Source organism: Mesorhizobium sp. M0923, assembly GCF_040319365.1.
In the GTDB taxonomy this organism is placed as follows: domain Bacteria; phylum Pseudomonadota; class Alphaproteobacteria; order Rhizobiales; family Rhizobiaceae; genus Mesorhizobium.
The window spans coordinates 74,733-101,317 of sequence record NZ_JAMYNW010000014.1 but is presented as its reverse complement, the minus strand read 5'-3'; the positions used below and the strand labels follow the sequence as shown (position 1 = coordinate 101,317).

21 protein-coding genes and 1 tRNA gene are annotated in these 26,585 nt (G+C 63.4%); 10 read left to right on the top strand and 12 right to left on the bottom strand.

Annotated features, from left to right (window positions below; all coding sequences use genetic code 11):
- Window positions 1-5: 5 nt before the first annotated feature.
- The 4 genes from NKH89_RS22900 to NKH89_RS22885 all read left to right on the top strand — a co-directional run bounded on the left by NKH89_RS22900 (window position 6) and on the right by NKH89_RS22885 (window position 5,420).
- A complete protein-coding gene (locus NKH89_RS22900; RefSeq protein ID WP_023718441.1) occupies window positions 6-1,598 on the top strand; it encodes a peptide ABC transporter substrate-binding protein in 1,593 nt (530 codons plus the stop codon).
- A 166-nt stretch (window positions 1,599-1,764) separates the two neighbouring features.
- Window positions 1,765-2,688 carry an ABC transporter permease subunit gene (locus NKH89_RS22895; RefSeq protein ID WP_023718440.1) on the top strand — a complete coding sequence of 308 codons (924 nt, stop codon included), beginning with the start codon at window positions 1,765-1,767 and terminating at the stop codon, window positions 2,686-2,688.
- On the top strand, window positions 2,681-3,799 hold the full coding sequence (locus NKH89_RS22890) for an ABC transporter permease (protein WP_023718439.1): 1,119 nt from the start codon (window positions 2,681-2,683) through the stop codon (window positions 3,797-3,799). The genes NKH89_RS22895 and NKH89_RS22890 overlap by 8 nt, the downstream gene beginning before the upstream one ends.
- 1 nt (window position 3,800) lies before the next feature.
- On the top strand, window positions 3,801-5,420 hold the full coding sequence (locus NKH89_RS22885; protein WP_023718438.1) for an ABC transporter ATP-binding protein: 1,620 nt from the start codon (window positions 3,801-3,803) through the stop codon (window positions 5,418-5,420).
- 70 nt (window positions 5,421-5,490) lie between these two features.
- On the opposite strand, the gene NKH89_RS22880 is transcribed toward NKH89_RS22885, so the two are convergent.
- Window positions 5,491-5,567 (bottom strand) — tRNA-Pro (locus NKH89_RS22880).
- A gap of 205 nt (window positions 5,568-5,772) precedes the next feature.
- On the opposite strand from NKH89_RS22880, the gene NKH89_RS22875 reads away from it, so the two are divergent.
- On the top strand, window positions 5,773-7,287 hold the full coding sequence (locus NKH89_RS22875; RefSeq protein ID WP_502895881.1) for a phosphomannomutase/phosphoglucomutase: 1,515 nt from the start codon (window positions 5,773-5,775) through the stop codon (window positions 7,285-7,287).
- Between the two features lie 15 nt (window positions 7,288-7,302).
- Window positions 7,303-9,573 carry an AGE family epimerase/isomerase gene (locus NKH89_RS22870; RefSeq protein WP_023718436.1) on the top strand — a complete coding sequence of 757 codons (2,271 nt, stop codon included), beginning with the start codon at window positions 7,303-7,305 and terminating at the stop codon, window positions 9,571-9,573.
- Here the strand turns inward: NKH89_RS22870 and betB are convergent.
- Genes betB through NKH89_RS22840 form a run of 6 tightly spaced genes read right to left on the bottom strand, consistent with a single transcriptional unit; the run spans window position 9,537 to window position 16,060 of the window.
- A complete protein-coding gene (gene betB / locus NKH89_RS22865; RefSeq protein WP_023718435.1) occupies window positions 9,537-11,000 on the bottom strand; it encodes a betaine-aldehyde dehydrogenase in 1,464 nt (487 codons plus the stop codon). The genes NKH89_RS22870 and betB overlap by 37 nt on opposite strands.
- A 57-nt stretch (window positions 11,001-11,057) precedes the next feature.
- Window positions 11,058-12,710, bottom strand: coding sequence for a choline dehydrogenase (betA, locus tag NKH89_RS22860; RefSeq protein WP_023718434.1), 1,653 nt, complete (start codon window positions 12,708-12,710; stop codon window positions 11,058-11,060).
- Window positions 12,711-12,713: 3 nt separating this feature from the next.
- On the bottom strand, window positions 12,714-13,721 hold the full coding sequence (locus NKH89_RS22855) for a threonine/serine dehydratase family protein (protein ID WP_502895882.1): 1,008 nt from the start codon (window positions 13,719-13,721) through the stop codon (window positions 12,714-12,716).
- Window positions 13,721-15,250, bottom strand: a complete 1,530-nt coding sequence (gene betC, locus NKH89_RS22850) for a choline-sulfatase (RefSeq protein WP_352850223.1) — start codon at window positions 15,248-15,250, stop codon at window positions 13,721-13,723. Before betC ends, NKH89_RS22855 begins: the two co-directional genes overlap by 1 nt.
- The gene (gene betI, locus NKH89_RS22845) at window positions 15,247-15,837 is read right to left on the bottom strand and encodes a choline-binding transcriptional repressor BetI (protein ID WP_023718431.1); all 591 of its coding nucleotides are present in this window, start codon (window positions 15,835-15,837) and stop codon (window positions 15,247-15,249) included. The genes betC and betI overlap by 4 nt, the downstream gene beginning before the upstream one ends.
- Before the next feature lie 43 nt (window positions 15,838-15,880).
- On the bottom strand, window positions 15,881-16,060 hold the full coding sequence (locus tag NKH89_RS22840; RefSeq protein WP_156948046.1) for a hypothetical protein: 180 nt from the start codon (window positions 16,058-16,060) through the stop codon (window positions 15,881-15,883).
- Between NKH89_RS22840 and NKH89_RS22835 the strand changes: the two genes are divergently transcribed.
- Window positions 16,059-17,225: an acetyl-CoA acetyltransferase gene (locus tag NKH89_RS22835; protein WP_023718430.1), complete on the top strand. Its 1,167-nt coding sequence runs from the start codon at window positions 16,059-16,061 to the stop codon at window positions 17,223-17,225. The genes NKH89_RS22840 and NKH89_RS22835 overlap by 2 nt on opposite strands.
- Window positions 17,226-17,355: 130 nt before the next feature.
- Window positions 17,356-18,360 (top strand): asparaginase, encoded by a 1,005-nt coding sequence (locus NKH89_RS22830; protein ID WP_023718429.1) that lies wholly within the window; start codon window positions 17,356-17,358, stop codon window positions 18,358-18,360.
- Here the strand turns inward: NKH89_RS22830 and NKH89_RS22825 are convergent.
- Window positions 18,353-19,729 (bottom strand): TIGR03808 family TAT-translocated repetitive protein, encoded by a 1,377-nt coding sequence (locus NKH89_RS22825; protein ID WP_023718428.1) that lies wholly within the window; start codon window positions 19,727-19,729, stop codon window positions 18,353-18,355. The two genes, NKH89_RS22830 and NKH89_RS22825, sit on opposite strands and share 8 nt — an antisense overlap.
- A gap of 122 nt (window positions 19,730-19,851) precedes the next feature.
- Between NKH89_RS22825 and NKH89_RS22820 the strand changes: the two genes are divergently transcribed.
- A complete protein-coding gene (locus tag NKH89_RS22820) occupies window positions 19,852-20,325 on the top strand; it encodes a GreA/GreB family elongation factor (protein WP_023718427.1) in 474 nt (157 codons plus the stop codon).
- Here NKH89_RS22820 and NKH89_RS22815 read toward each other — a convergent pair.
- From NKH89_RS22815 to NKH89_RS22800, 4 genes are all read right to left on the bottom strand, one after another.
- Window positions 20,322-20,711, bottom strand: a complete 390-nt coding sequence (locus NKH89_RS22815; protein ID WP_352856185.1) for a type II toxin-antitoxin system death-on-curing family toxin — start codon at window positions 20,709-20,711, stop codon at window positions 20,322-20,324. The genes NKH89_RS22820 and NKH89_RS22815 overlap by 4 nt on opposite strands.
- Window positions 20,708-20,929, bottom strand: a complete 222-nt coding sequence (locus NKH89_RS22810; protein WP_023718425.1) for an AbrB/MazE/SpoVT family DNA-binding domain-containing protein — start codon at window positions 20,927-20,929, stop codon at window positions 20,708-20,710. Before NKH89_RS22810 ends, NKH89_RS22815 begins: the two co-directional genes overlap by 4 nt.
- A 73-nt stretch (window positions 20,930-21,002) precedes the next feature.
- Window positions 21,003-23,126, bottom strand: coding sequence for a methylmalonyl-CoA mutase (gene scpA, locus NKH89_RS22805; protein WP_023718424.1), 2,124 nt, complete (start codon window positions 23,124-23,126; stop codon window positions 21,003-21,005).
- Window positions 23,123-24,565, bottom strand: coding sequence for a methylmalonyl-CoA mutase subunit beta (locus NKH89_RS22800; RefSeq protein WP_352483647.1), 1,443 nt, complete (start codon window positions 24,563-24,565; stop codon window positions 23,123-23,125). The genes scpA and NKH89_RS22800 overlap by 4 nt, the downstream gene beginning before the upstream one ends.
- A 276-nt stretch (window positions 24,566-24,841) precedes the next feature.
- On the opposite strand from NKH89_RS22800, the gene NKH89_RS22795 reads away from it, so the two are divergent.
- Entirely contained in the window at window positions 24,842-26,380 is a 1,539-nt protein-coding gene (locus tag NKH89_RS22795) for a helicase HerA-like C-terminal domain-containing protein (protein WP_352910015.1), read from the top strand.
- Window positions 26,381-26,585: the final 205 nt, after the last annotated feature.

Genomic DNA, 26,585 nt, shown 5'->3' with positions numbered 1-26,585 from the left:
ACTCCATGCTGAAACATGTGCTGAAGGCGACGGTACTCGCCACGACCATGGTCTTGGCCGCCGGTACGTTCTACACGCCGGCTTTCGCCGAAACCGTCTACAACCGCGGAGCCGCCGCCGAAGCGGAGACGCTCGATCCGCACAAGACCTCGACGGTCTACGAAGCCGATATCATACGCGACCTGTTCCAGGGCCTCGTCATGCATGACCAGAAGACGAACCTCATTCCGGGCGCAGCCGAAAGCTGGACGGTGTCCGACGACGGCACTGTCTACACCTTCAAGCTGCGCAAGGACGGCCTCTGGTCGGATGGCAGCCCGGTGACGGCGGACGACTTCGTTTATTCGTTCCGTCGGCTGGAAGATCCGGCCACCGCTGCCGAATACGCTTCCATGCTCTATCCGGTGAAGGGTGCCGAGGAAGTCAACACCAAGAAGGGAAAGCCGGAGGATATGGGCGTCAAGGCGATTGACGCAAATACCCTCGAAGTCACCCTCAAGGCGCCAACGCCTTACTTCCTGGAGATGCTGACCCATCAGGCGACCTTTCCGGTTAACAAGGCGTCCATCGAAAAGCTTGGCGCCGACTGGATCAAGGCAGGCAAGCTGGTCTCCAACGGGGCCTTTACAGCGGCGGAGTGGATTCCCAACGACCATCTCAAGCTGGTGAAGAATCCGAAATTCTGGGACGCCGCCAGCGTCAAGTTAGACGTGGTCAACTACATCCCGACCGAGGATCGCTCGTCTGCGATGAAGCGCTTCGAGGCCGGCGAATTCGACAGTTACGGTGACCTGCCGACGGAACAGCTCGCCGATCTCAAGTCCAAATTCGGCGACCAGGTCCGTGTCGGGCCATATCTCGGCACCTACTATTATGCGATCAAGACCGACAAGGCGCCGTGGGACAATGTCGAACTGCGCAACGCCATCTCGATGGCGATCGATCGCGACTTTCTCGCCGAAAAAGTCTGGCAGAATTCGATGCTGCCCGGCTATTCGATGGTGCCTCCGGGCATCGAGGGCTACACGCCGGCACTGGCCAAATACGCTGACATGCCGCAGATCGACCGCGAGGATGAAGCCAAGAAAATCCTGGAGAAGCTCGGCTATACGCCCGAGCATCCGTTGAAGATGCAGATCCGCTACAACACCTCGGAAAACCACAAGAACACCGCTGTCGCCATCCAGGAACAGCTGAAGCCGCTTGGTGTCGAGGTCACGCTGCTCAACACCGATACCAAGACCCACTACTCCTTCCTTGAGCAGAAGGGCGACTATGATGTGGCGCGTGCCGCGTGGATCGCCGACTACAAGGATCCGGAAACCTTCCTTGGCATCACCCGCAAGGCCAGCGGCAACAACTATTCGAGCTACGTCAGCCCGAAATACGAAGAGGCCATGGACAAGGCCGCCGCCGCCGGCGGCAAGCCCGAAGAGCGCATGAAGGAACTCGCCAAGGCCGAGCGCATCCTCGTCGACGATGTCGGTAACATCCCGCTTCTCTACTACAGCTACCACGACATCGTTTCCTCGAAGCTGCACGGCTTCGACGACAATGTGATGGACATCCATCCGTCCCGCTTCATCAGCAAGGACTGATCCCTTAGCCAGGCCGCCGCGCAACTCGATGCGCGGCGGCGCTGGTTTGCCATCGCATCGGCCCGGGAACCGGATTCGATTTTCGACAATGTCGGTGCGAAGATTTGAAGGCTAGAGCGCAATCGTCCAGTTGGACGCGCGCTGCTCTGGATCAAGCGGGGCACCGATGCTGCGTTACGTATTTCGGCGGCTGCTGACCGCCATCCCGACGCTGTTCGTCATCGTGACCATAGCGTTCTTCCTGATACGCGTCGCGCCGGGCGGCCCGTTCAACCAGGAGCGGGGCCTGAGCCCCGAGATCAGGGCCAATCTCGAAGCCCAGTTCGGGCTCAACGACCCGCTCTGGCTGCAGTACCTCCATTATTTAGGCAATCTTCTGCGCGGCAATTTCGGCCCCAGCTACAACATGCCGGATTTCACCGTCGGCGAGTTGTTCAGGGAAGGCCTGCCTATCTCGATCCAACTCGGCGCTTCGGCGCTCGTTCTGGCGCTGCTTCTCGGCAGCGTGCTCGGCACTGTTGCCGCGCTCAACCAGAACAAGCTTGCCGACTATTCGGTGATCGCGTTGGCGACCGCCGGCAGCACCATTCCGACCTTCGTCATCGCTCCGGTGATCCAGCTTGTATTCGGATTGACCTGGAAGCTGCTGCCGATCGGCGGCTGGGGCGATGGAGCCGTCATCAATAAGGTCGGCCCGGTGCTGACGCTCGCTCTGCCGCAGATCGCCATCGTCGCTCGATTGATGCGCGGCTCGATGATCGAATCGCTGCACTCGCATCACATCCGCACCGCCCGCGCGCTTGGGTTGTCGAACTGGTCGGTCGTCGTCAAGCATGCGCTGCGCGGCGCCATCCTGCCGATCGTCTCCTTCACCGGTCCGGCGGCCGCAGCCCTTCTCACCGGCTCGATCATCGTCGAGACCATCTTCTCTATCCCGGGCATCGGCCGCCATTTTGTCGTTGCCGCACTCAATCGCGACTACACACTGGTGATGGGGACGGTGGTGGTCATCGCGCTCTTCACCATTGTCTTCAACCTGATCGTCGACGTCCTCTATGGTGTCGTTGATCCGAGGGTGCGCTATGACTGATATCGCAGTTGCAGCACCGGTCGTCGGCCGATCCCTGTGGGGGGATGCGTGGGCGCGCCTCAAGGCCAACCGCGCGGCCATGTTCAGCCTCTATTATCTTGCCTTCATCGCCGTCATCAGCGTGTTTGGACCCTCTTTCGTGCCGCACCAATACACCACCATCTATGGCGACTACGTCCGCACGCCGCCGAGCTTCTCCGCCTATCCAAAGGCCGACATGATCGAAGGCGCTCTCGACGAGGCGATCAGGCGTATGCGCGTCGACATCAAGGAGTGGCGGCAGGAGGGCAGCCGTGTGTTCGTTACCGTCAGATCGTCCAAGCCGATCGACGACCGCAACATTCGCTACCTTGATCGTTCCGATACCTTCGATGACACAAAGATCGAGAGCAAATCGCCGGACGGTCTCGAAATGGTGATGAGTGCATCGATCAAGCAGCAATATTTCCTGTTCGGCACCGACAATACCGGCCGCGATCTCCTGTCGCGAACGCTGATGGCCGGGCGCATATCGCTGGCCATCGGCCTGCTTGCCGGCATTGTGGCGGTGGTGATCGGCGTGCTCTATGGCGCCACCGCCGGCTTTGCCGGCGGCAGGGTCGACGAGGTGATGATGCGTATCGTCGACGTGCTTTATTCTTTGCCGTTCATCTTCTTCGTCATCATGCTGGTGGTGTTCTTCGGCAGGAACTTCGTGCTGATGTTCCTGGCCGTCGGCGCCGTGCTGTGGCTCGACATGGCGCGCATCGTGCGCGGACAGGCGCTATCGATCCGCCGGCAGGAATATGTCCAGGCGGCGGAGGCGATGGGCGTCGGGCAGCGCGGCATTCTGCTGCGCCATGTGATCCCCAATTTGCTCGGGCCGGTGGTGATCTACATGACGCTGCTGGTGCCGCAGGTCATCATCCTGGAGAGTTTTTTGTCGTTCCTCGGGCTCGGCGTCCAGGAGCCGATGACCAGCTGGGGCGTGCTGATTTCGGTCGGCGCCCAGAATATCGGCTCGGCCAACTGGCTGCTTTTGTTCCCGGCCTTCTTTCTCGTCTCGACATTGTTCGCGCTGAATTTCGTCGGCGATGGGCTGCGCGACGCGCTCGACCCGAGGGATCGTTGAGATGGCTGCTTCCGAAACCATTCTCAGCGTCAAGGATCTTCGCGTCCGCTTCCGCACGCTCGACGGCGTGGTGGAGGCGGTGAAGGGCATCAATATCCATGTTAAATCAGGCGAGACGGTAGCCGTCGTCGGCGAATCCGGCTCCGGCAAGAGCCAGACGATGATGGCGGCGATGAGCCTGCTGGCCTCGAACGGCGAAGCCACCGGGAGCGTCGACTACCGCGGCCGCAATCTTTTGACCCTGAGCAAGCCCGAGCTCAACAAGATCCGCGGCCGCAAGATCAGCATGATCTTCCAGGAGCCGATGACTTCGCTCGACCCGCTCTATTCGATCGGTAGCCAGTTGATCGAACCGATCCGCAAGCATCGCGGGCTTGGCGCCGCCGAGGCGCGCGAAGAGGCGCTCAAGCTGCTGCGGCTGGTCCATATTCCAGATCCGGAGCGGCGGATGAAATCCTATCCGCACGAGATGTCGGGCGGTCAGCGCCAGCGCGTCATGATTGCCATGGCGCTGGCCAATGACCCCGACATATTGATCGCCGACGAGCCGACGACGGCGCTCGACGTGACCATCCAGGCGCAGATCCTCATGCTGCTCGCCGAACTGCAGCGCAAGCTCGGCATGGCGATCGTCTTCATCACCCACGATCTCGGAATCGTCAGGCGCTTTGCCGACCGGGTCTATGTGATGCGCTATGGCGAGGTCGTCGAGGAGGGCGAGGCGGAAGCAATCTTCGTCAACCCGCAGCACGCCTACACCAAGATGTTGCTTGCCGCCGAGCCGACCGGCACCAAGGCCCCGCCGCCTCCGAATGCCCCCGTCCTGCTCGAAGGCAGGAACGTCGAAGTGACCTTCAAGATCGGCGGCGGCTTTCTTGGTGGAGAACCGCTGATATTGCGCGCTGTCGATAGCATTTCGATCCGGCTGAAGCGCAACCAGACCATCGGCATCGTCGGCGAATCCGGTTCGGGAAAGTCGACGCTCGGCCGCGCCTTGCTGCGGCTCCTGCCCAGCGACGGCATCATCCGGCTTGGCGACCGCGACATCTCCCACGCCGACCGCCAGGCGATGCGGCCGCTGCGGCGCGAATTGCAGCTGGTCTTCCAGGACCCGTTCGGCTCGCTGTCGCCGCGCATGACCGTCGGCCAGATCATCACCGAAGGGCTCCTGGTCCACGAGCCCAATCTGTCGGGCAGGCAGCGCGATCTCCGCGCCGTCGATGCCTTGCTCGAAGTCGGGCTCGACCCGAACACGCGCAACCGCTATCCGCACGAATTCTCCGGTGGTCAGCGGCAGCGCATCGCCATTGCGCGCGCCATGATACTGAAGCCGAAAGTGGTGGTGCTGGACGAGCCGACCTCGGCGCTGGACCGCTCCGTGCAGAAGCAGATCGTCGAATTGCTGCGCAAGCTGCAGGCCGACCACGAACTGTCCTATCTGTTCATCAGCCACGATCTCGCGGTCGTGCGCGCCATGGCCGACTACATCATCGTCATGAAGCAGGGCAAGATCGTCGAGGAGGGGCCGTCCGAGGCGATCTTCAGCAATCCGCAGGCAACCTATACGCAGACACTGATGGCCGCGGCCATCGATGTGACGCGATTTCGCCTGAGCGCATAGCGCGATTGGTCAGAACTGCGGCGGAAGGTGGTTGTTTCGGGAACAAGAACAGCTAAGCCGCTGTTTTTTCTGGTCGGAGTGGCAGGATTTGAACCTGCGACCCCATCGTCCCGAACGATGTGCGCTACCAGGCTGCGCTACACTCCGTGACCAGACCGCGGGCTTATAGCCGCCGCATTTGGTTACTGCAAGCGCCAATGGCAGCGCTTCCGTCGCATTTCTTTCGCTTTAGCCGCTACGTCATACAGGTTTCAGTTTCCTGTCGCACAAACACGGCTTAAAGGGGCTTCTAGGTAACCGTCCACTTGCCTCGAAGCATCTGATTCAGCCGCCTGGAGTTGCAGCCTTGTCGATGAAGATCGTTAGCGATGTCAAACCAAACACTTTTGAGTTCGAAACCTCGGCGTTGATCAAGCCATCCGGGTTTCGCGAATATGATGCGCGCTGGTGGTTTGGCCATCCCGGTTCGAACGAGCCGCCGGAGCTCAATCTGATCGGCGTCCAGGCGCTCGGCATGGGGCTCGGCACGCTGATCCGCCGTCTGGGTGCCGGACCCGACATCGTCACCGGTCACGATTTCCGCTCTTATTCGCTTGCCATCAAGCTGGCGCTGGTTTCCGGGCTGATGGCCGCCGGCGCGCGGGTCAAGGATGTCGGGCTGGCCTTGTCGCCGATGGCCTATTTCGCCCAATTCGCGCTCGACACGCCGTCCGTCGCCATGGTCACCGCCTCGCATAACGAGAATGGCTGGACCGGCGTCAAGATGGGCGCGGCGCGCCCGCTGACTTTTGGTACGGAGGAGATGAGCGCGCTGAAGGCGATCGTGCTCTCAGGCGATTTCGACCTTGTCGGTGGCGGCTCCTATGACTTCGTTGCGGATTTCCGCAAAACCTACCTCGACGATCTGACAGCGGGAAAGCGTATCTCGAGGAAGCTCAAGGTGGTGGCCGCCTGCGGCAACGGCACCGCCGGGGCTTTCGCTCCCGAGGCACTGAAAAGGATCGGCTGCGAGGTGATTCCGCTCGACGTCGCGCTCGATCATACGTTTCCGAATTACAATCCCAACCCCGAAGACATGAAGATGCTGCACGCCATTCGCGACAAGGTGCTGGAAACTGGCGCCGATGTTGGGCTCGGCTTCGACGGCGACGGCGACCGCTGCGGCGTGGTCGACAATGAAGGCAACGAGATCTTCGCCGACAAGGTCGGCGTCATGCTTGCGCGCGACATCTCACACCTCTATCCCGGCTCGACTTTCGTCGTCGACGTCAAGTCGACCGGATTGTTCATGACCGACAAGGTGTTGCGGGAAAATGGCGCGGTCACCGACTATTGGAAAACCGGTCATTCCTACATCAAACGGCGCGTCGCCGAACTCGGCGCTGTCGCCGGTTTTGAGAAATCGGGCCACTTCTTCTTCAATCCGCCGATTGGCCGCGGTTATGACGATGGCCTGGTCACGGCCATTGCTATATGCCAGATGCTGGATCGCAGCCCGCAAAGCAGCATGGCCGACCTCTACCGCGATCTGCCGCTGACGTTCGGCACGCCGACCATGTCGCCACACTGCGCCGACGAGCTCAAATACGGCGTCGTCGAGCGGGTCGTAGGCGATGTTCGCAAGATGAAGGACGAGGGCGCAGTCTTCGCCGGCCAGAAGATCGCCGAGCTGATCACCGTCAACGGCGTCAGGGTCGTGGCGGAGGATGGTACTTGGGGGCTGGTGCGGGCATCATCGAACAAGCCGGAGCTTGTGGTGGTGGTCGAAAGCCCGGTATCGTCCGAGCGGCGTCGCCAGATGTTCGAAGCCGTCGACGCGGTGCTGCGCCGCAGCCCGGAAGTCGGCGCCTACAATCAGACCTTTTGAGCGGGACTTATTTTCATGACCGAACGGATCGTCAGTTTTGTGATGAGCGGCGGCATCGGCTCGCGGCTGTGGCCGCTGTCGCGCGAGGACAATCCCAAGCAGTTCCATGATTTCTCCGGCGACGGCTCGATGCTGGCCAAGACGCTACGCCGGCTGACTGCGCGGCCGGAAGGCGAAACGCCGGTTTTCCTGATTGCCTCGGAAAGGCACGCCGACCGCGTTCATGCCGACATTGCCGGCCACGAGCTTTCCGGCGGCGGCCCGCTGTTCGAGCCGACCGGACGCAACACTGCCGCGGCCGTCGCTTTGGCAAGCCTGCGCACTTTGTCCGAATTCGGCGACAGCCTGGTGCTGGTGGTGCCGTCCGACCATGAGATCGCGACCGCGCAGCAATTCTGGCGGAGCGTCGAGGCCGGCACGGCGGCGGCGCGCGAAGGCAGGCTGGTGGTGTTCGGCATCAAGCCCACCCAACCGGAGACCGGGTATGGCTACATCGAGGTGGCCGGCGAGCGCGATGGCATCTGCGATGTCTCGCGTTTCGTCGAAAAACCCGATCTCGCCACCGCGCAGAGCTATCTTGAGGCCGGCAATTTCTACTGGAACACCGGCATCTTCCTGTTTCGCGCCAGTGCCATGCGCGACGCGTTCATGGCTTTCCAGCCAGACATCTGGAGCGCCACAGAGGCTGCCTACCAGGCTGCGACATCGGATCTTTCCGGCCTCTACATGCCTCTGGAGCTCTATGCCGCCATCCCTTCGACATCGATCGACTATGCGATCATGGAGCGCGCCAGCGGCATCGCCATGGTGCCGGCCGGCTTTCGCTGGAACGATCTCGGTTCCTGGCAATCGCTGCTCGATGTCGGGCCGTCCGACAAGCAGGGCAACGTCATTGTCGGCGACGTCGTCGCCATCGATTGCGAGAACTCCTATATCCGCAGCGACGGCCGCCTGCTGTCGGCCATTGGCCTGAAGGACGTCGCCATCGTCTCGACCGCCGACGCCACTTTCGTCGCGCCGGTCAGCCACAGCCAGAACGTCAAGAAGATCGTCGAGCAGCTCGAAAAGAGCGGCCGCCTGGAGACCAGGTTCACGCCCGCCGACGATCGCGTCATCGAAAGCGGCGCCTGGCAACGCCGCGTGCACCATTGGCTGTTCGAGGAGACGGTGCCGCTGTGGTCGACGATCGGCGTCGATGAGCGCCATGGCGGGTTCCATGAGGCGCTCGGTTTCGACGCCACCCCGCTGATGAAACCCAAGCGCATGCGCACGCAGGCCAGGCAGATCTATGCCTTCGCCGTCGCCAAGGCGCGCGGCTGGAACGGCCCGGCCGATCGGCTGATTAGCCACGGCCTCGAATTCATGGCCAGGAACGGCCGCACCGATAATGGCGGCTGGGTGCGCACGCTCAACGTCGACGGCACCGTCGCCGATGCCGCCGAGGATGCCTATGACCATTCCTGCGTGCTTCTGGCGCTGGCGCATGCCCATATGTGCGGCAATCCGGATGCATTGCGGCTTGGCGAGGAGACCTTTGCGTTCATCGACGCGCATCTCGAGGACGAACGCCTGACCGGCTTCCGCGAGACCTCGAGCGGCGAGGGCGAACGCCGCTCCAACCCGCACATGCATCTGCTCGAGGCGTTTTTGGCCTGGCATCAGGCGACCGGCGAGCGCGCCTATCTTCGCCGCGCCGCGCGCATCGTCGATCTGTTCCGCAGCCATTTCTTCGACCCGGAAAGCTGGACGCTGGGTGAGTATTTCGACAATGAATGGCGGCCAGCCCCTGGCGAGAAAGGCACGTGGACCGAACCGGGCCATCATTTCGAATGGGCCTCGCTGCTGGTCGACTTCGCGGGCCGCAGCGGCCAAAGCGGCTTGACCGGCCTCGCCAGGAAACTCTACGCGTCGGCGATTGCCAATGGCCTGAACCGCGCCACAGGCCTCGCCTACGGCGCCGTCTCGCGGCAAGGGCTGCCGCTCGACCGCGTCTCGCGCAGTTGGCCGCAGGCCGAAGCAATCAAGGCAGCGATCGCGCTGGACGGCTCGGGCGGTCCCGACCTGAAGCCGGAAATCGAGGCGCGTGTCGGCCGGCTGTTCCGCTGGCACATCAATCCGGCACCGCTCGGCCTGTGGATCGACCGCATCGACGAGCGTGGCCGCTCGCTGGCAAGCGAGGTGCCGGCCAGCATCTTCTACCATCTGGTCTGTGCGCTGACGCAGTATCTGGACGGTACGGCCCGCAAGGATCAGTACGGGCTGGCGACATCACCGGTCTCGACGTAGACCGACTTTAGCTGCGAATAGAGTGCCAATGCCGCGAGCGAATTCTCGCGGCCGATGCCGGACTGCTTGAAGCCGCCGAACGGGATTTCGACCGGCGTCAGATTGTAGGCGTTGATCCAGCAGGTGCCGGCCTGCAATTCGGCGATGACACGGTGGGCGCGCGCCAGGTCGCGCGTGAACACGCCTGCAGCGAGGCCGAATTCGGTGTCGTTGGCGCGCTCGATCACCTCGTCCTCGCTGTCGAACTTCAGCACGCTCATGACAGGCCCGAAAATCTCCTCGCGGGCGATGCGCATCGTGTCGGTGACACCGGTGAACACCGTCGGCTCGACGAAGAAGCCGCCCTGAAAACCCTGCAGCGAAGGCACATTGCCGCCGCAGGCGAGCACCGCACCATCCTGCTTGCCGGCCTCGATGTATGAGACGACCTTGTCGTGCTGCGCCTTCGAGACCAGCGGCCCCATCTGCGTGTCCTGGTCGAGCGGGTCGCCGATGCGGATTTTCTTGGTCCGCTCGGTCAGCCTTTCGACGAAACGGTCATGGATGCTGCGCTGCACGAAGACCCGTGTGCCGTTGGAGCAGATCTGACCGGTCGAATAGAAATTGCCGAGCATCGCGCCGCCGATGGCGTTTTCGAGGTTGGCGTCTTCGAAGACGATCAGCGGCGACTTGCCGCCGAGCTCCATCGTCGCGTGCTTCATCTTCGAGCCGGCGAGCGACAGCACCTTGCGGCCGGTCGGCACTGAGCCGGTCACCGAGACTTTGGCGACGACCTCATGGCCGACAAGGCCGGCGCCGACATCGCCAAAACCTTGCACGACATTGAACAGCCCGTCGGGCAGCCCGGCCTCGGTGTAGATTTCGGCGAGCGCCAGCGCTGAAAGCGGCGTGTTTTCCGACGGTTTGAACACCATCGCATTGCCCATGGCGAGGGCGGGTGCGGATTTCCAGCCGGCGATCTGGATCGGGTAGTTCCACGCGCCGATGCCGACGCAGACGCCGAGCGCCTCGCGCCTGGTATAGGCAAAGGGACCGCCGAGATCGACGGCCTCGCCATTAAAGGCGGCGACCGCGCCGCCGAAATATTCGAGGCAATCCGCCGCCGAAGGGGCGTCCGCAACCAGCGTCTCCTGGATCGGCTTGCCGGTGTCGAGCGTCTCGATACGCGCCAAATCGGCATTGCGGGCGCGCAAAATGTCGGCGGCACGGCGCAGTATGCGGCCGCGCTCGACCGGCTTCAGCCGTGCCCAGGCCGGCTGTGCCGCACGCGCGGCTTCGATCGCGAGTTCAAGCACGTTCGGCGTCGCCGAGCGCAGCATGGCAATGGTCTCGCCGGTCGCCGGATAGATGACCGGCAGCGGCGCGCCGCGCTCGTCGTCGATATAGCGGCCGTTGACATAATGCGATGCCGTTGGCTGGGCGCGCATGACTGTTCTCCAATCGTCTTTCGCGGCAGGCGGAATGTGCGTCCGCCGGATCATGGCCTATCTGTCCGACGCCTGCCAGCGCGGATTGATCCATGGTTCCTGGTTGGACGGCGCCAGCGGCGAGCGCCCGAGAACGTGGTCGGCGGCCTTCTCGCCAGTCATGATCGACGGCGCGTTGAGATTGCCATTGGTGACGCGCGGGAAGATCGAGGAATCGGCGACCCGCAGCCCTTCGACGCCGATGACGCGGCATTCCGGATCGACGACGCTCATCGCATCGTCGGCACGGCCCATCTTGCAGGTGCCGCAAGGGTGATAGGCGCTTTCGGCGTGGTCGCGGATGAAGGCGTCGAGCTCGTCGTCCGATTGTACGTGCGAACCCGGCGACAGTTCCTTGCCGCGGTAAGGATCGAAGGCCGCTTGCCCGAAGATCTCACGGGTCAGCCGGATGCAGTGGCGGAACTCCGTCCAGTCGTCCGGATGCGACATGTAGTTGAAGCGGATCACCGGCTTCGATTTGGGATCGGGCGAGCGCAGCGTGACCGAACCGCGCGACTTCGACCGCATCGGCCCGACATGCGCCTGGAAGCCATGCGCCTTCGCCGCCGCCTTGCCGTCATAGCGGACTGCTGCCGGTATGAAGTGATACTGGATATCGGGATAATCGACGCCGGCGCGCGAGCGCACAAAGGCGGCCGCCTCGAAATGATTGGTGGCGCCGAGGCCGGACTTGAAGAACAGCCACTGCGCGCCGATCAATGCCTTCGAGAACGGGTTCAAGATGGAGTTCAGCGTGATCGGCTTTGTCGATTCCTGCTGGATGTAGAGTTCCATGTGGTCCTGCAGATTGCGGCCGACGCCGGGCCGGTCGACAATCACCGGAATGCCGTTCTCTTTGAGGTGCTGGCCGGGGCCGATGCCGGACAGCATCAGGATCTTGGGCGAGTTGATCGAGGACGCGGCAACGATCACCTCACGCCGCGCTCTGATCACCTGAATCCGCTTGCGCGCTTCGATCTCGACTCCGGTGGCGCGTTGATTCTCGATGATTACCCGTCGGGCGAACCCCTTGACCAAGCTGACATTTTTCCGCCTGAGTGCCGGCCTGAGATAGGCGCTCGCCGCCGACCAGCGGCGACCGCCACGAATGGTCTGCTCCATCGGCCCAAAACCTTCCTGCTTCGCGCCATTGTAATCATCGGTTAGCTCGAAACCGGCCTGACGGCCTGCCTCGACAAAGGCGCCGTAGAGTGGATTGGTCCGCGAGCCGCGCTGCACAGTCAGCGGGCCGCCATGGCCGCGCCAGCCATTCTCGCCGCCATTGCTGTCCTCCATTCGCTTGAAGTACGGGAGCACGTCTGCGAAGCCCCAGCCGGCCGCGCCCTGTTCGGCCCAATGGTCGAAGTCGCGGGCATGGCCGCGCACATAGACCATGCCGTTGATAGAGGATGAGCCGCCGATGACCTTGCCGCGAGGCGTTGCCAGCACGCGGCCGCCGAGATGCGGCTCCGGCTCGCTGGCAAAGCCCCAGTCGTAGAGGCTCATGTTGAGCGGGATCGACAGCGCCGACGGCATCTGGATCAGCGGCCCGATATCGCTGCCGCCATATTCGATGACGATCACCGAATGCTTGCCGTCCTCCGACAGCCGGTAGGCCATGGCCGAGCCGGCCGAGCCGGAGCCGATGATGACGAAATCCGCTTCAAGCATGGTTCATGCGCGCCCATGGTTCATATGCGCAATGAAATCGGCCAGCGAGACGTTGCCGCCGGTTGCCACTACGAGAACGGTCTTGCCGGTCACGTCGACCTTGCCGCCGAGCAACGCCGCGAGTGAAGCAGCGCCCGAAGGCTCGAGCACCAGCTTCAGCCGCTCGAAGGCGATCCGCATAGCGCGCCGCACCGAAGCATCGTCGACGGTGACGCCGCGAACGCCGGCGGTCTTCACCGCTGCGAACGGCGCGTCGCCAGGCCGCCGCGACATCAGCCCGTCGCAGATCGATTTCGGCCCGATCGGCATGGTTTCGATGGCGCCATGCGCCAGCGACGAGCCCATGCCGTCAAAACCTTCGGGCTCGACGCCAATGATCTCGGTGGCGGGCGACAGATAGTGGAAGGCCAGCGAAACGCCACCGATCAGCCCGCCACCGCCGACCGAGCATAACAAGAGATCGGCCTCCGCTTGCCTGGCGGCGAGCTGGTCGAGTGCCTCCAGTCCGGCTCCGGCCTGGCCGGCGACGATCTCCGGATCGTCGAACGGGTGCAGCAGCGCCAGGCCGTTGCTCGCGGCGATCTCGCGAGCCTTGGCAGCGGCAACCTCCTCACGCGCGCGCTCGCCATGGTCGGTCAGCACGACGCGCGCGCCGTAGCCCGATGTGGCGTCGCGCTTGGCGGCCGGCGCGTCGATCGGCATGACGATGGTGACGGGAATGCCAAGCGCTTGGCCAGCCGCCGCTAGCCCTTGCGCAAAATTGCCGGAGGAATAGGCGACGACGCCCTTTTTGGCTTCATCGGGCGATAGCCGCTTCAGCCGCCAATAGGCGCCGCGCACCTTGAACGATCCGGCCCATTGCAGCGACTCGGCCTTGACGAAGACGCGGGCGGCGCCGGTCTCGCGGGCGAGTGCCGCCGATTCCAGCAGCGGCGTGATCTGCGTCGCCTTGGAGGTGGCAGCATAGGCCTGCCTGAGATGGTCGAGCGAGGGGACGAGACTGTCTGCCATCATTTGCCTCGCGGAAAGCGCTTCTGCTCTTCGAGCAGGTCGAGGTTCATGTGATTGCGCATGTAGCGCTCCGATGCTTTCTGCAGCGGCTGGAATTCCCAAGGGTAGTGGGTGCCGTTGCGCAGCGCCGGGTAGACCACCCAGCGGCGTGCCTGGCTGGCACGCACCGCGGCATCGAACGCCGCCACGTCCCAGCGCTCCCGCACCTTGCCGGTGAAAGCCGCCACCAAAGCCGCATTGGCCGGATCGGCGGCGAGGTTGGTCAATTCCAGCGGATCCGATTCAAGATCAAACAGTTGCGGCGGATCGATCTCGCAATGGATGAATTTGTAGCGGCCCTCGCGCATCGCCACCATCGGCGCGTTCGAGCCTTCGGCTGCATATTCCATCAGCACCGGCGCGGAGCGTTTCCTTCCGTTCAGCAGCGGCAGTAGCGACTGGCCGTCGGTCCACGGCGCAATCGCGCTGATGTCGATGCCGGCGAGATCGCAAAGCGTCGGCGTCACGTCGAGGTTGGAGACCGGCGTGTCGATCAGCCCGGTGTGTATGCTCTTGCCGGCGATCATCAGCGGCACCCGCGCCGAACCTTCGAAGAAGCACATCTTGAACCACAGGCCGCGCTCGCCGAGCATGTCGCCGTGGTCCGAGCAGAACAGGATGACCGTGCCGTCGAGCATGTGCGTGCGCTCGAGCACCGACAGCAACTCGCCGAGCTTGTCGTCGAGATAGGAGATATTGGCGAAATAGCCGCGCCGCGCGCGGCGGATCTGCTCCGCGGTGATGTCAAAACTATCATAGTCGCTGGCGCGGTAGAGCCGCTGCGAATGCGGGTCCTGCCTGTCGTAGGGAATGAAGCCGATCTCGGGCTCGAGTGCCGGGCAATCCTCGTAGAGGTCCCAGTAGCGCCGCCGTGCGACGTAGGGATCGTGCGGATGGGTGAAGGAAACCGTCAAGCACCAGGGCCGATGTGCGACGTCGTCGGAGACGCGGGCAAGATCGTAGAGCTTCTGCACCGCATGGAAGGCGACCTCGTCGTCATATTCCAGCTGGTTGGTGATTTCGGCAGTTCCGGCACCGCTCACTGAGCCCAGATTGTGATACCACCAGTCGATCCGCTCGCCGGGCTTGCGATAGTCCGGCGTCCAGCCGAAATCGGCCGGATAGATGTCGGTAGTCAGCCGTTCCTCGAAGCCGTGCAACTGGTCCGGCCCGACGAAATGCATCTTGCCGGAGAGGCAGGTGTGATAGCCGGCGGCGCGCAGATGATGGGCAAAGGTCGGGATCGACGAGGTGAATTCGGCGGCGTTGTCATAGACCCCGGTGCGTGACGGCAATTGGCCGCTCATGAATGCGGCGCGGCCCGGCGCGCAGAGCGGCGAGGCCGTGTAGTTGTTGCAAAAACGCGCCGAACGCGCGGCGAGCGCCTTCAGATGCGGCGCGTGCAGGAAGTCTGCCGGCCCGTCTGGAAACAGCGTTCCGTTGAGCTGATCGACCATAACGATCAGGATGTTGGGTCGCTTGGATGTCACTGCTTCTGCCGTCCGCTAAGCTTCATTTCGAGATAGTCCTCAACCAGTGCGATCGCGGTCGCGGCATCGGGCACGCCGTCCTTCAGCGCGCGCCTGATATAGAGCCCGTCGATCAGCGCCGCCGTCGCTTCGGCAACCCGGTCGGCCTCGCTTCTCGGCAGGATGCCGGTCAGCCCGCTGAGCAGATTGGAATGCAGCCGCCGTGCATAGACCTTGAGCAGCCGGCGAAGTGCTGCCGATTTCTGCGCCTCGACATAGAAGGCGAGCCAGGCGGCGATCGTTTCCGGCTGGAACTGGACGTCGGAGAAATTGACCGCGACCACTGCCGAGACGCGCTGGCGCGCCGTGCCGGCCGTGCGAAGCGCGCGCCGCGTATCGGCGGTGAGCCCGCTCAGGATGTGCCGCATCGTCGCCAACAGCAATTCGTCCTTGGCGCCGAAATAATGGTGGGCAAGCGCCGAGGACACGCCGGCGCGCCCGGCGATTTCCGACATCGTGACATCAAGCGAACCGCGCTCGCCGATCGCCGAGATCGTTGCGTCGATGAGCGCCTTGCGGCGCAACGGCTCCATTCCGAGTTTCGGCATTCTTGCTCCGGCCTGTTGGGTAAGTTTATTTTTTATTGACGCATCAATCAACAAAAAATTCAGCCTGATTTGCTGGCAAATGCCAGGCGTTATGACCAGATATCAAGATCAAGCGATTGTGCGGTTCTGGCCCCTTCACGAAACCGGCGGAACGGTTCATCCTTGAACAATGCCGAGCGGCCGCGACATCGCGCAGCCGGGCCTGCAGGATGGGGATCGCCATGACAGCATGCATCGTCGGTTGGGCGCATTCGCGCTTCGGCAAGCTCGAAGGCGAGACGCTGGAGGGCCTGATCACCAAGGTGGCGGTCGAGGCGCTCGATCATGCCGGCATCGGTCCAGATGACGTCGACGAGATCGTGCTCGGCCACTTCAACGCCGGGTTTTCCGCCCAGGATTTCACCGCGAGCCTGGTCCTCCAGGCAGACGACCGGCTGCGCTTCAAGCCGGCGACCCGCGTCGAGAACGCCTGCGCCACCGGCTCGGCGGCGGTCAGGCAAGGCATCCGCGCCATCGACGCAAATGCCGCCCGTATCGTGCTGGTGGTCGGCGCCGAGCAGATGACGACGACGCCCGGTCCTGAGATCGGCAAGAACCTGCTCAAGGCCTCGTATCTGCCGGAGGATGGTGACACGCCGGCAGGCTTCGCTGGCGTCTTCGGCAAGATCGCTCAAGCCTATTTCCAGCGCTACGGCGACCAGTCGGATGCGCTGGCGATGATCGCCGCCAAGAACCATAAGAACGGCGTCGACAATCCCTACGCGCAGATGCGCAAGGATTTCGGCTACGAGTTCTGCCGGCAGGAAAGCGAAAAAAACCCCTTCGTCGCCGGTCCGCTGAAGCGCACAGACTGCTCGCTGGTTTCGGACGGCGCCGCCGCCCTTGTCCTCGCCGACACGGCGACGGCGCTGAAGATGCGCCGCGCCGTCGCCTTCCGCGCCAATGAGCATGTGCAGGATTTCCTGCCGATGTCGAAGCGCGACATCCTCGCGTTCGAAGGTTGCGAGCAGGCCTGGAACCAGGCGCTGAAGCAGGCCGGCGTGACGCTCGGCGACCTGTCCTTCGTCGAGACGCATGACTGTTTCACCATCGCCGAGCTGATCGAGTATGAGGCGATGGGCCTGGCCAAGCCGGGCGAGGGCGCCAAGCTGGCCTTGGATGGCGATACGGCGAAAGGCGGAAGGCTGCCGGTCAATCCGTCCGGCGGGCTGAAGGCCAAGGGCCACCCGATCGGTGCCACCGGCGTATCGATGCATGTGCTTACCGCCATGCAACTCGTCGGCGAGGCGGGCGGCATCCAGGTGCCGGGAGCAAAGCTCGGCGGCATCTTCAACATGGGCGGCGCGGCGGTCGCCAACTACGTTTCCATTCTCGACCGGATCAGATAAAAGCGGCCCCGCATTACAGCGCGCGCGCCGCTTCGCGCGCGCAAAAGGGCGCTATATCGCTTTGATTTTGCGCATGATCCTTTTCGAAAATTGATTCCGAGTTTCGAGATCATGCGCTAGCGGGGAATTCATGACAAATCCGGTTCTGGTCGAAGTTTTGCGCGGCGCTATCGTCGAGAGCGCGCATCGCGGCGCTGTTGCCGTCTTCGACGCCGACGGCAAGCCTGTCTGGGAGATCGGCGACACGGCACAACCGGTGTTCCCGCGTTCGGCGGTCAAGGCGATCCAGGCGTTGCCGCTGGTCGAGAGCGGCGCTGCCGATGGCTACGGCTTCGGTGACCGGGAGCTGGCACTGGCCTGCGCCTCGCATTCCGGCGAGCCGCCACATGTCGAGCTCGCGAGGGCTATGCTGGCGAAGGCCGGCCTGGACGAGACGGCACTCGAATGCGGCGCGCATTGGCCGTCGAGCCATGGGGCGACGCTGGCGCTTGCCCGCGCCGGCAGCGTGCCGAACGCGCTGCACAACAATTGTTCCGGCAAGCACTCAGGCTTCCTATGCACCTGCGTTCACAGCGGCATCGCCCATCGCGGTTACGTCAAGGCTGGCCATGCTTCGCAGGAGATGGTGCGCGAAGCGATGCAGGCGGTGACCGGTGCTGCCCATGACGCCGATCACCGTGGCACTGACGGTTGCTCGATTCCGACCTATGCCGTGCCGCTGCGCAGCTTTGCGCTTGGCTTTGCCCGCATGGCGACAGGCGCCAGCTTCGAGCCGGTGCGCGCCCGGGCGGCGAAGCGGCTGCTTTCCGCCTGCATGGCCGAGCCGTTTTTCGTCGCCGGCACTGGCAGGTCCGACGTCGCGATGATGGAGGCCGCGCCTGGCCGGATCTTTGCCAAGGGGGGCGCCGAGGGCGTCCATTGTGCCGCCCTTCCAGAGCTTGGCCTTGGCATCGCGCTGAAATGCGACGACGGCGCCGGCCGCGCAACTGAAGTCATGCTCGCGGCCGTGCTGTTAAAGCTTTTGCACGCAGACCAGCCGCTGGCGGCAAAGCTGATCGAACAGGCAAATCCGCCTATCGAAAGCCGGATCGGCGCCAAAGTCGGCGCGCTCCGGCCCACCGCCGCCCTCAACTGACGTGATTGCGCTCGACGGTCAAATGCGCATAGCCGGCATTGCCTGACGCGGCGAGGTCGCCGGTCACCGGCTCGGCCCAGCGCTGGCCGACGATCGCGCCGTTCTGGACTCCGTCGATGACATTGTCGGAGATGATTGCCGTCCCGGCACCTTCGACCACGGTGACGACGATACCGGTCCCCGCCTTGCGGATGACGTTTCCCGTGGCGACCACATTGCGCATGAACGGTCCCCAGCCGATCTGCATGCCGTAGAGCGGCGCATTCTCAACGACATTGCCGGAAACGGTGGTGTCTGCCTCGACGCTGATGCCGACGCCGAAGCCGGGCGCATCGGCAGGGTAGGGGCCGCTGGTCGACAGGTTGCGGACGATGTTGCCGGAGCAGACCCCCATGCGGCCGCCTTCGTTGAAATTGACGATCGAAATACCGTTCGCAGCACTATCGACGATGTTGTTGCTGATGATGGCGCCTTCGAATGAGAATTCGGAATACACGGCTGTTTCGCCCGAGCGCGAGCAGGTGTTGCCGGTGATCTGCAAATTGCTGGCACTGTTGGCGCGGATAGCCGAAAACGCGCAATCCGAAACAATATTGCCGGAGATGATGACATTGCCGGCGCGGAAGGCATTGATGCCGTTGCCGTTCTGGCCGGTTCCGCCGCTGCGCGCCTGGATGCGTTCGACGCGGTTGCCGCTGACGATGGTACCATCTTCCGCCGCCTGCCAGCGGTGCACCAGAATGCCGCCATTGGCGCAGTCGGAGACGCTATTGCCTGATATTTCCAGGCCATCGGCCTCGACCGAATAGATGCCGGCATCGGCCGCATCGGATATCTCCGAGCGTTCGATACGGCCCGAGGCGTGTTCGAGCGCCAGACCGTTCTTGCCGCTGCCGGTAAGCTGGCAATTGTCGACGACGAGATGGGCGATGCGGCGCAGATCGAGCAGGCCTTGCGTATAATCGCCCATCCAGTGGTTGCTGCCGTCGAACACCAGTCCACTGAGTACGATATGCTCGGCCTGTTCCGCCATGATGAGATGGCCGTTGCCGCCATAGACGATCCGCGATGCGCCCGCCACGCCGGACAGGCGCACGCGGCCGGGCAGCGACAGGTTGGAAACGATATAGGTCCCCGGCGGCAGGAACACCGGCATGTCGCGAACGTGCGCTTCGCGCAGCAGCTTGGTGAAAGCCTTGCTCTGGTCCTCAAGCGCGCCGGGCCGGACGCCGAGATCGGTCGCATTGATCGCCCCGCGCATCGCGGCTTTGTCGATGCCGTGCAGGTTTTCCGCCGCTGCCTTGCCGAGCGAAAGCCCCATGACGGCAAAGCCGGCGGTCTGCGTAAGCAGCGTTCTTCTGTTCAACATCGGCACAGATCCCTTGCGTCCAACGCTCACGCGGCAGGATTCGTGCCAGACGGGATCGGCCCCGAGGTCGGGTTTGCCGGCTATGGCTTGTGGAGTCGTCGCGCCGGGCCTAAGTTCATCGGATGAGCAGGGCCTTCACCCGCGAGGAAGACAGCGAAAACGCCATTGCCGGCATCGGCGAGCGGCCGATCAGCCATCACCGCAATCTGGTGACGGAACACGGCCTGGCGCTGATCGATGCGGAGGTGGCCGCTCTGCGCGACGAACTGGGCAGAGCCGAAAAGAGGGCCGACCGCGAGCGCATCGCGCTGGTGTCGCGTGATCTCCGCTATTGGACGGCGCGGCGTGAAAGCGCCGAGCTTTCGGTGCCGGAACCGGGCAGCGACATGGTTCGCTTCGGTATGGGCGTCACACTGGAGAGCGACGACGGCAAGAAGGTGCACTGGAAGATCGTCGGCGAGGATGAGGCCAACCCGGCCAAAGGGTCAATTTCCCATATGTCGCCGATGGCGATGGCGCTGTTCGGCAAGAAGGTCGGCGAAATTGCCGTGGTTAACGGCAAGGAATGGGAGATCGTCAAGCTCTCCGATAGTTAGTCTTCGAGCTTGACGACATGGTCGCGGAAGAACGCCGCGGCACCGGCCTCGTCGATTTCGCCGGCGGCGACGCCCATGACGAATTCGTAAAGCATGCCGTCATTGGCCGACAGGGCACAACCATTCACAATCAGAAATGCGCCGGCAGCGACAATGGCGGTGCGTTTGTTGCCGTCGACAAAGGCATGATTTCGGGCGATGCCGAAGACATAGACGGCGGCGAGTTCTTCAACCGACGGGTCTCCGTAGTTGGCTTTGTTCTCCGCACGGGCGAGCGCCGATTCAATGGCATTTTCATCCCTCAAGCCTTGTGCTCCGCCGTGTCGGCGCAACTGCTCGGCGTGCATCGCTTCGACTGCACGCCGCGTCAGAAACTCCCAGCTCATTCGGCGAGCTTCTGAAGCGCGACCTTGTATTTGTCCATGACCTCGCGGGCAGCTTTCATTTGCCGCTCGAAGCTGTCGTCCACCGGCTTCAGCGCAAGACCGTCACCTGTTTCAACGATTTGAAGCTGGTCGCCGGCCTTCAGGTTCAGACGATCGAGAATCTCCCTCGGCAGGATCACGCCTTCGGAATTGCCGATCTTGCGAATGGTCGTGTTCATGGTGAGACATCCTGTTGCAACGCTGGTTATAACTCAGCGTGTCGGTCGTTGCAACGGGCATTATAACAAAGCGTCAGCCCGCCTGCAGCAGCCGGTCCATCAGCCGCTCCGCCGCTTCCGGGATGACCGTGCCGGGCGGGAAGATCTCCGCTGCGCCTGCCTGCCGGACTGCATCGTAATCCTTCGGTGGAATGACGCCGCCGGCGACGATCAGCATGTCGTCGCGGCCGAGCTTCTTCAGCGCCTGTTTGAGTTCGGGAATGAGCGTCAAATGGCCTGCCGCCAACGACGAGGCGCCGACGATGTGCACGTCATGCTCGACCGCCAGCTTGGCGATCTCGTCCGGCGTCTGGAACATCGGCCCAACGGTGACGTCGAAGCCGAGATCGGCAAAGGCGGTGGCGATCACTTTCTGGCCGCGATCATGGCCGTCTTGCCCCATCTTGGCGACCAGAATACGCGGCTTGCCGCCGGACTTCTCCTCGAACGCTACGACCTTGTCCTGCAACCGGTCGACCACCGGATTGTCGCCAAGCGCGTTGCGATAGACGCCGGAGATCGTCTGCACCGAGGCGACATGGCGGCCGAAGACCTTTTCCAGCGCCAGCGAAATCTCGCCGACCGTGGCATTGGCGCGCGCCGCCCGGATGGCGAATTCCAGCAGGTTTTCGTTACTCCCGGCAGCACGGGTCAGCGCATCGAGCGCGCTCTCGACGGCGGCGACGTCACGCGTGCCTTTCAGCCGCTGCAGCTTCGACAATTGCCGCGCCCTGACTTCCGCGTTGTCGATCCTCAGCACGTCGACTTCGATGTCCGTGCCGGGACGGTGGGCATTGACGCCGACCACGATCTGTTCGCCGGAATCGATGCGCGCCTGGGTGCGCGCGGCAGCCTCTTCGATGCGCAGCTTCGGTAGGCCCTTTTCGATCGCCGCGGCCATGCCCCCGAGGCTCTCGACCTCCTCGATATGGGCAAGCGCGCGCGCCGCCAGATCATGCGTCAGCCGCTCGACATAGGCAGAGCCGCCCCACGGGTCGATGCTCCGGGTCGTGCCGGATTCCTTCTGCAGGATGAGCTGTGTGTTGCGGGCGATGCGGGCCGAATGATCGGTCGGCAGCGCCATTGCCTCGTCGAAGGAATTGGTGTGCAGCGACTGCGTGTGGCCTTGAGTCGCCGCCATCGCCTCTATCATGGTGCGGATGATGTTGTTGTAGGGGTCCTGCGCCGTCAGCGACCAGCCCGAAGTCTGGCAATGGGTGCGCAGCGACAGCGAGCGCTCGTCCTTCGGCGAAAAGTTCTTCAGCATCAGGCTGGCCCACAAAAGGCGCGCTGCTCTCAGCTTCGCGACTTCCATGAAGAAATTCATGCCGATCGCCCAGAAAAACGAGAGGCGCGGCGCGAAACGGTCGATGTCGAGGCCGGCCGCGACGCCGGCGCGGGCATATTCGATACCGTCGGCAATCGTGTAGGCGAGTTCGAGGTCCGCCGTCGCTCCCGCCTCCTGCATGTGGTAGCCGGAGATCGAGATCGAATTGAACTTCGGCATATGCGTCGACGTGTAGGAAAAAATGTCCGACACGATCCGCATCGAAGGTTTGGGCGGATAGATGTAGGTGTTGCGCACCATGAACTCTTTCAGGATGTCGTTCTGAATGGTCCCAGTGAGGTCCTTCTGCGCGACGCCCTGTTCCTCCGCCGCCACGATATAGAGCGCCATGATCGGCAGCACCGCGCCGTTCATCGTCATCGATACCGTCATCTCGTTAAGCGGGATGCCCTCGAACAGCTGGCGCATGTCGAGAATGGAATCGATGGCGACGCCGGCCATTCCGACATCGCCGGCGACGCGCGGATGGTCGCTGTCGTAGCCGCGATGCGTGGCGAGATCGAAGGCGACCGACAGGCCTTTCTGGCCGGCGGCAAGGTTGCGCCGGTAGAAGGCGTTGGACTCTTCGGCCGTCGAGAAGCCGGCATATTGCCGGATCGTCCAGGGTTGCTGGACATACATCGTCGGATAGGGGCCGCGCATGAAGGGCGGCAGGCCCGGATAGGTATCGAGATGCGGCAAGCCCTTGAGATCGCCCTGGTTGTAGAGATGCTTGACGGCGATGCCTTCCGGCGTCATCCGCTGGCCTTTGACGTCGACCGGCGCCCGCCGTGGCGGCGACCAGCCGATCTGGCTGAAATCGGGGATCATGGTACGGCTCCGATCGACTGATCGATGCGGATCGGAAACAGCGGCTCGCACACCGCAACGCCTTCGGTGAAGGCTGGCCGCCGCTCCGCCGCCAGCGTCTCGACCGGACGCTCGGTTTTCGACGGGTGCAGCGTCGTGCCGACGATCGCCCGTTCGCCCGCCTGGTAGGCAGCGTTGCGGCGGGCGGAAGCTGCCTGCACGCGTCTCTGGACGTGGCCTTGTTCGAGGCTGGTCAGCACGCCGCCTTCCGCCTCGATCTGCTGGAACTCCTGCCAGGCCGCCGCGCAGAGCTCCGCAGTCAGGGTTTCGACGGCGCCCGAACCGCAAGCCGGATCGGCGACGTGGTCGATGTGGCTTTCATTGGCCATGATCAGTTGCGCGTTGCGGGCAACGCGGCGTGCAAAACCCGCGGGCAGGCCGTGCGCGATGGTATGCGGCAGGATGGCGATCGAATCCGCCCCGCCGGCGGCAGCGGCAAAAGCGGCGATGGTGGTGCGCAGGATGTTGGTTTCCGGGTCGGCCGCCGTCATCATCCTGAAGGAGGTTTCGGCATGGATGCTGGCGGTGGAGGGCGGTATCGAGCAGGCCTCCTGGACACGCGCCCACAGTCTCCGCAACGCCCTGACCTTGGCCGTCGACACGAACTGGTCCTGGTCGACGCTGAGCGCAAAACCGATATGCGGCGCCGCATAGACAAGCGGCTGGCGCGCCTTCTCGAACAGCCTCAAATAGGAGACTGCCGAGGCGAGCATCGTGCCAAGCTCCTGCGCCTCGGTTGCGCCGGCATTGTGGAACACCCGCCCGTCGGCTTCCAGCAGCACGCCGGGCACCCCCATCGAAAAGAAATGTGCGAGCGACTGCGGCATCGATGCCTGCAAAGCTTCGATCGACATGCGCAGCCTGCCGGTCCCGGCAAATATCGCCGCCGGATCGATGCCGAAGGAGAGGTTGAGCTTTGCCGGGTCGGAGCGGCGCTTGGTCAAGAACGCCACCAGCCAGTCGGCCACGGCGCGGCTCCAGGGATGGGCATCGATGCGGATCTGGATGCGGTTGAGCGGCACGCCGTCGAGCACGCTCTCCAGCGCCTCGGCCGTCCTCGGCAAGCCATAGCCGAAGGCGTTCGGCGCGCCTTCGAAGACAAGCGACAGTCCGGTAGCACCCTGCGCGACGTCTTCCAGCGCCTGCGCCCTGGCGCGGCCTATGTCCGGATCGTCGATACGCTGGCTGACGATCCACGGTGATCCCGGGTTGGCGCGCACGACAGGCTCGACGGTCACCGAACGCTCGTAGAGCGGCTCGATGCGGATGGCGTCGTCCGTATGCGAGACGAGCTTTTCCTCGAAGGAACCGCCGGCCAGCGCCTTCTCCGCCAGCGCCAGCCATCGTTGCCGGTCGGCGCTCGGAAGGTCGGCATCATGGGTCAAGGCACCGGCGCCCATCCGTTCTCCTCGTTCTAGTGGCCGTGTCAGCCTACTATGTCAGTCTACGGTCCCCGGTCCCATATCACAATGCAGCACACATGCCGTGCAACTCGCCTTCCGTGACGGTGACCGTCAACCGATTGCCAAACATGGGCAGGTTCCGCAAGCTCCAAAAGCCATTTTCGACGATGCCCATTGTCGCTGCGCAATGGCCTCACTATACCTGCGGCGGGCCTCCCTTTTCTTCAAGGGGATCAGGGCATTCAACCCTATAGGTTTGCGGAGACCGGACACATGGCCGACGACACCGGTATCTTCATGGGAGCCAGCCGCAAGCCGGACGACAGCTATCAGCGGCCGGAACGGCTTTTGCTGCAATATGGCAATCGTCACGGCCTGGTCACCGGCGCGACCGGCACCGGCAAGACGGTGACCCTGCAGATGTTGGCCGAGGGTTTCTCCAATGCCGGCGTGCCGGTATTCTGCGCCGACATCAAGGGCGATCTGTCGGGTATCGCCATGATGGGCACAGCGCAGGATTTTCTGGTCAAGCGGGCCGAGCAGGTCAAGCTCGATCCCTATGAGTTCCAGGAATTTCCGGTCATCTTCTGGGATCTGTTCGGCGAGCAGGGTCACCCGATCCGCGCCACCATCTCGGAGATGGGGCCGCTGCTTCTGTCGCGGCTGATGAACCTCTCCGAGGCGCAGGAAGGCATTATGAACATCGCCTTCCGCATCGCCGACGAGGAAGGCCTTTTGCTGCTCGACTTGAAGGACCTGCAGTCACTGCTTGCCAACATCGCCGACCGCGCCGAAGAGATCGGCGCCCGCTACGGCAATGTGACGAAACCTTCGGTCGGCGCCATCCAGCGCACGCTGCTGGTCCTGGAGCAGCAGGGCGCTGCCAATTTCTTCGGCGAGCCGGCATTGCGGATCGCCGACATCATGCGCACCACGCGCGATGGACGCGGCGCCATCAGCGTGCTCGCCGCCGACAAACTGATGATGAATCCGCGGCTCTATGCGACGTTCCTTCTGTGGCTGATGTCGGAACTGTTCGAGGAACTGCCCGAGGTCGGCGACCCGGACAAGCCGAAGCTGGTCTTCTTCTTCGACGAGGCGCATCTTCTGTTCGACGACGCGCCGAAGGTGCTGATCGACCGCGTCGAACAGGTGGTCCGGCTGATCCGTTCGAAGGGCGTCGGCGTTTATTTCGTCACGCAAAATCCGCTGGATATCCCTGAAACGGTGCTGGCGCAGTTGGGCAACCGCGTGCAGCACGCACTGCGTGCCTATACGCCGCGCGAACAGAAGGCCGTCAAGACGGCGGCCGAGACGTTCAGGCCCAATCCCGATTTCGACTGTGCAACCGTGATCACGCAGCTCGGCACCGGCGAGGCACTCGTCTCCACGCTGGAAGCCAAGGGCGTGCCGTCCATGGTACAGCGCACGCTGATCCGCCCGCCATCCTCGCGGCTTGGCCCGATCACGCCCGAAGAGCGCCGCAAGCTGATCACTGAGAGCCCGGTTTCGGGACAGTACGACCAGACCGTCGATCGCGAATCGGCTTTCGAGATGCTGCAAAAAAAGGCCAAGGACGCCCAGGAGGCACAAGCGCAGCAGCAGGAGAGCGGCCGTTCGCGCTGGACCATTCCCGGCTTCGGCAATGACGATCCCGCTCCTCAGCCCAGCGGTGGCCGGCGGGCGCCGCGGCCATCCAACCGCCAGACGGTGGCGGAGGCGGCAATCAAGTCGGTGGTGCGCTCGGTCGGTTCGTCGGTCGGACGGGCGATCGTCCGCGGGATTTTGGGGAGCCTGTCCAGGGGGCGGTGAGGGGCATCGGACCGAAGGGCGGGATCAGTGTTGGCAACTTCTGTCTTGGCATCAAGCGCCAGTAGCCAGATCTGGAGGACAGCGGACAGGGGCTATGCGGAAAGAGCGGCCGCTTGGCGGCGATGCGCCGAAGGTCTTGATCGGGGCCGGAAGCGGACCGGCAGGTTCCAGCACCTCCGCAAGGGGCAAGGGACGCTGAATCCGG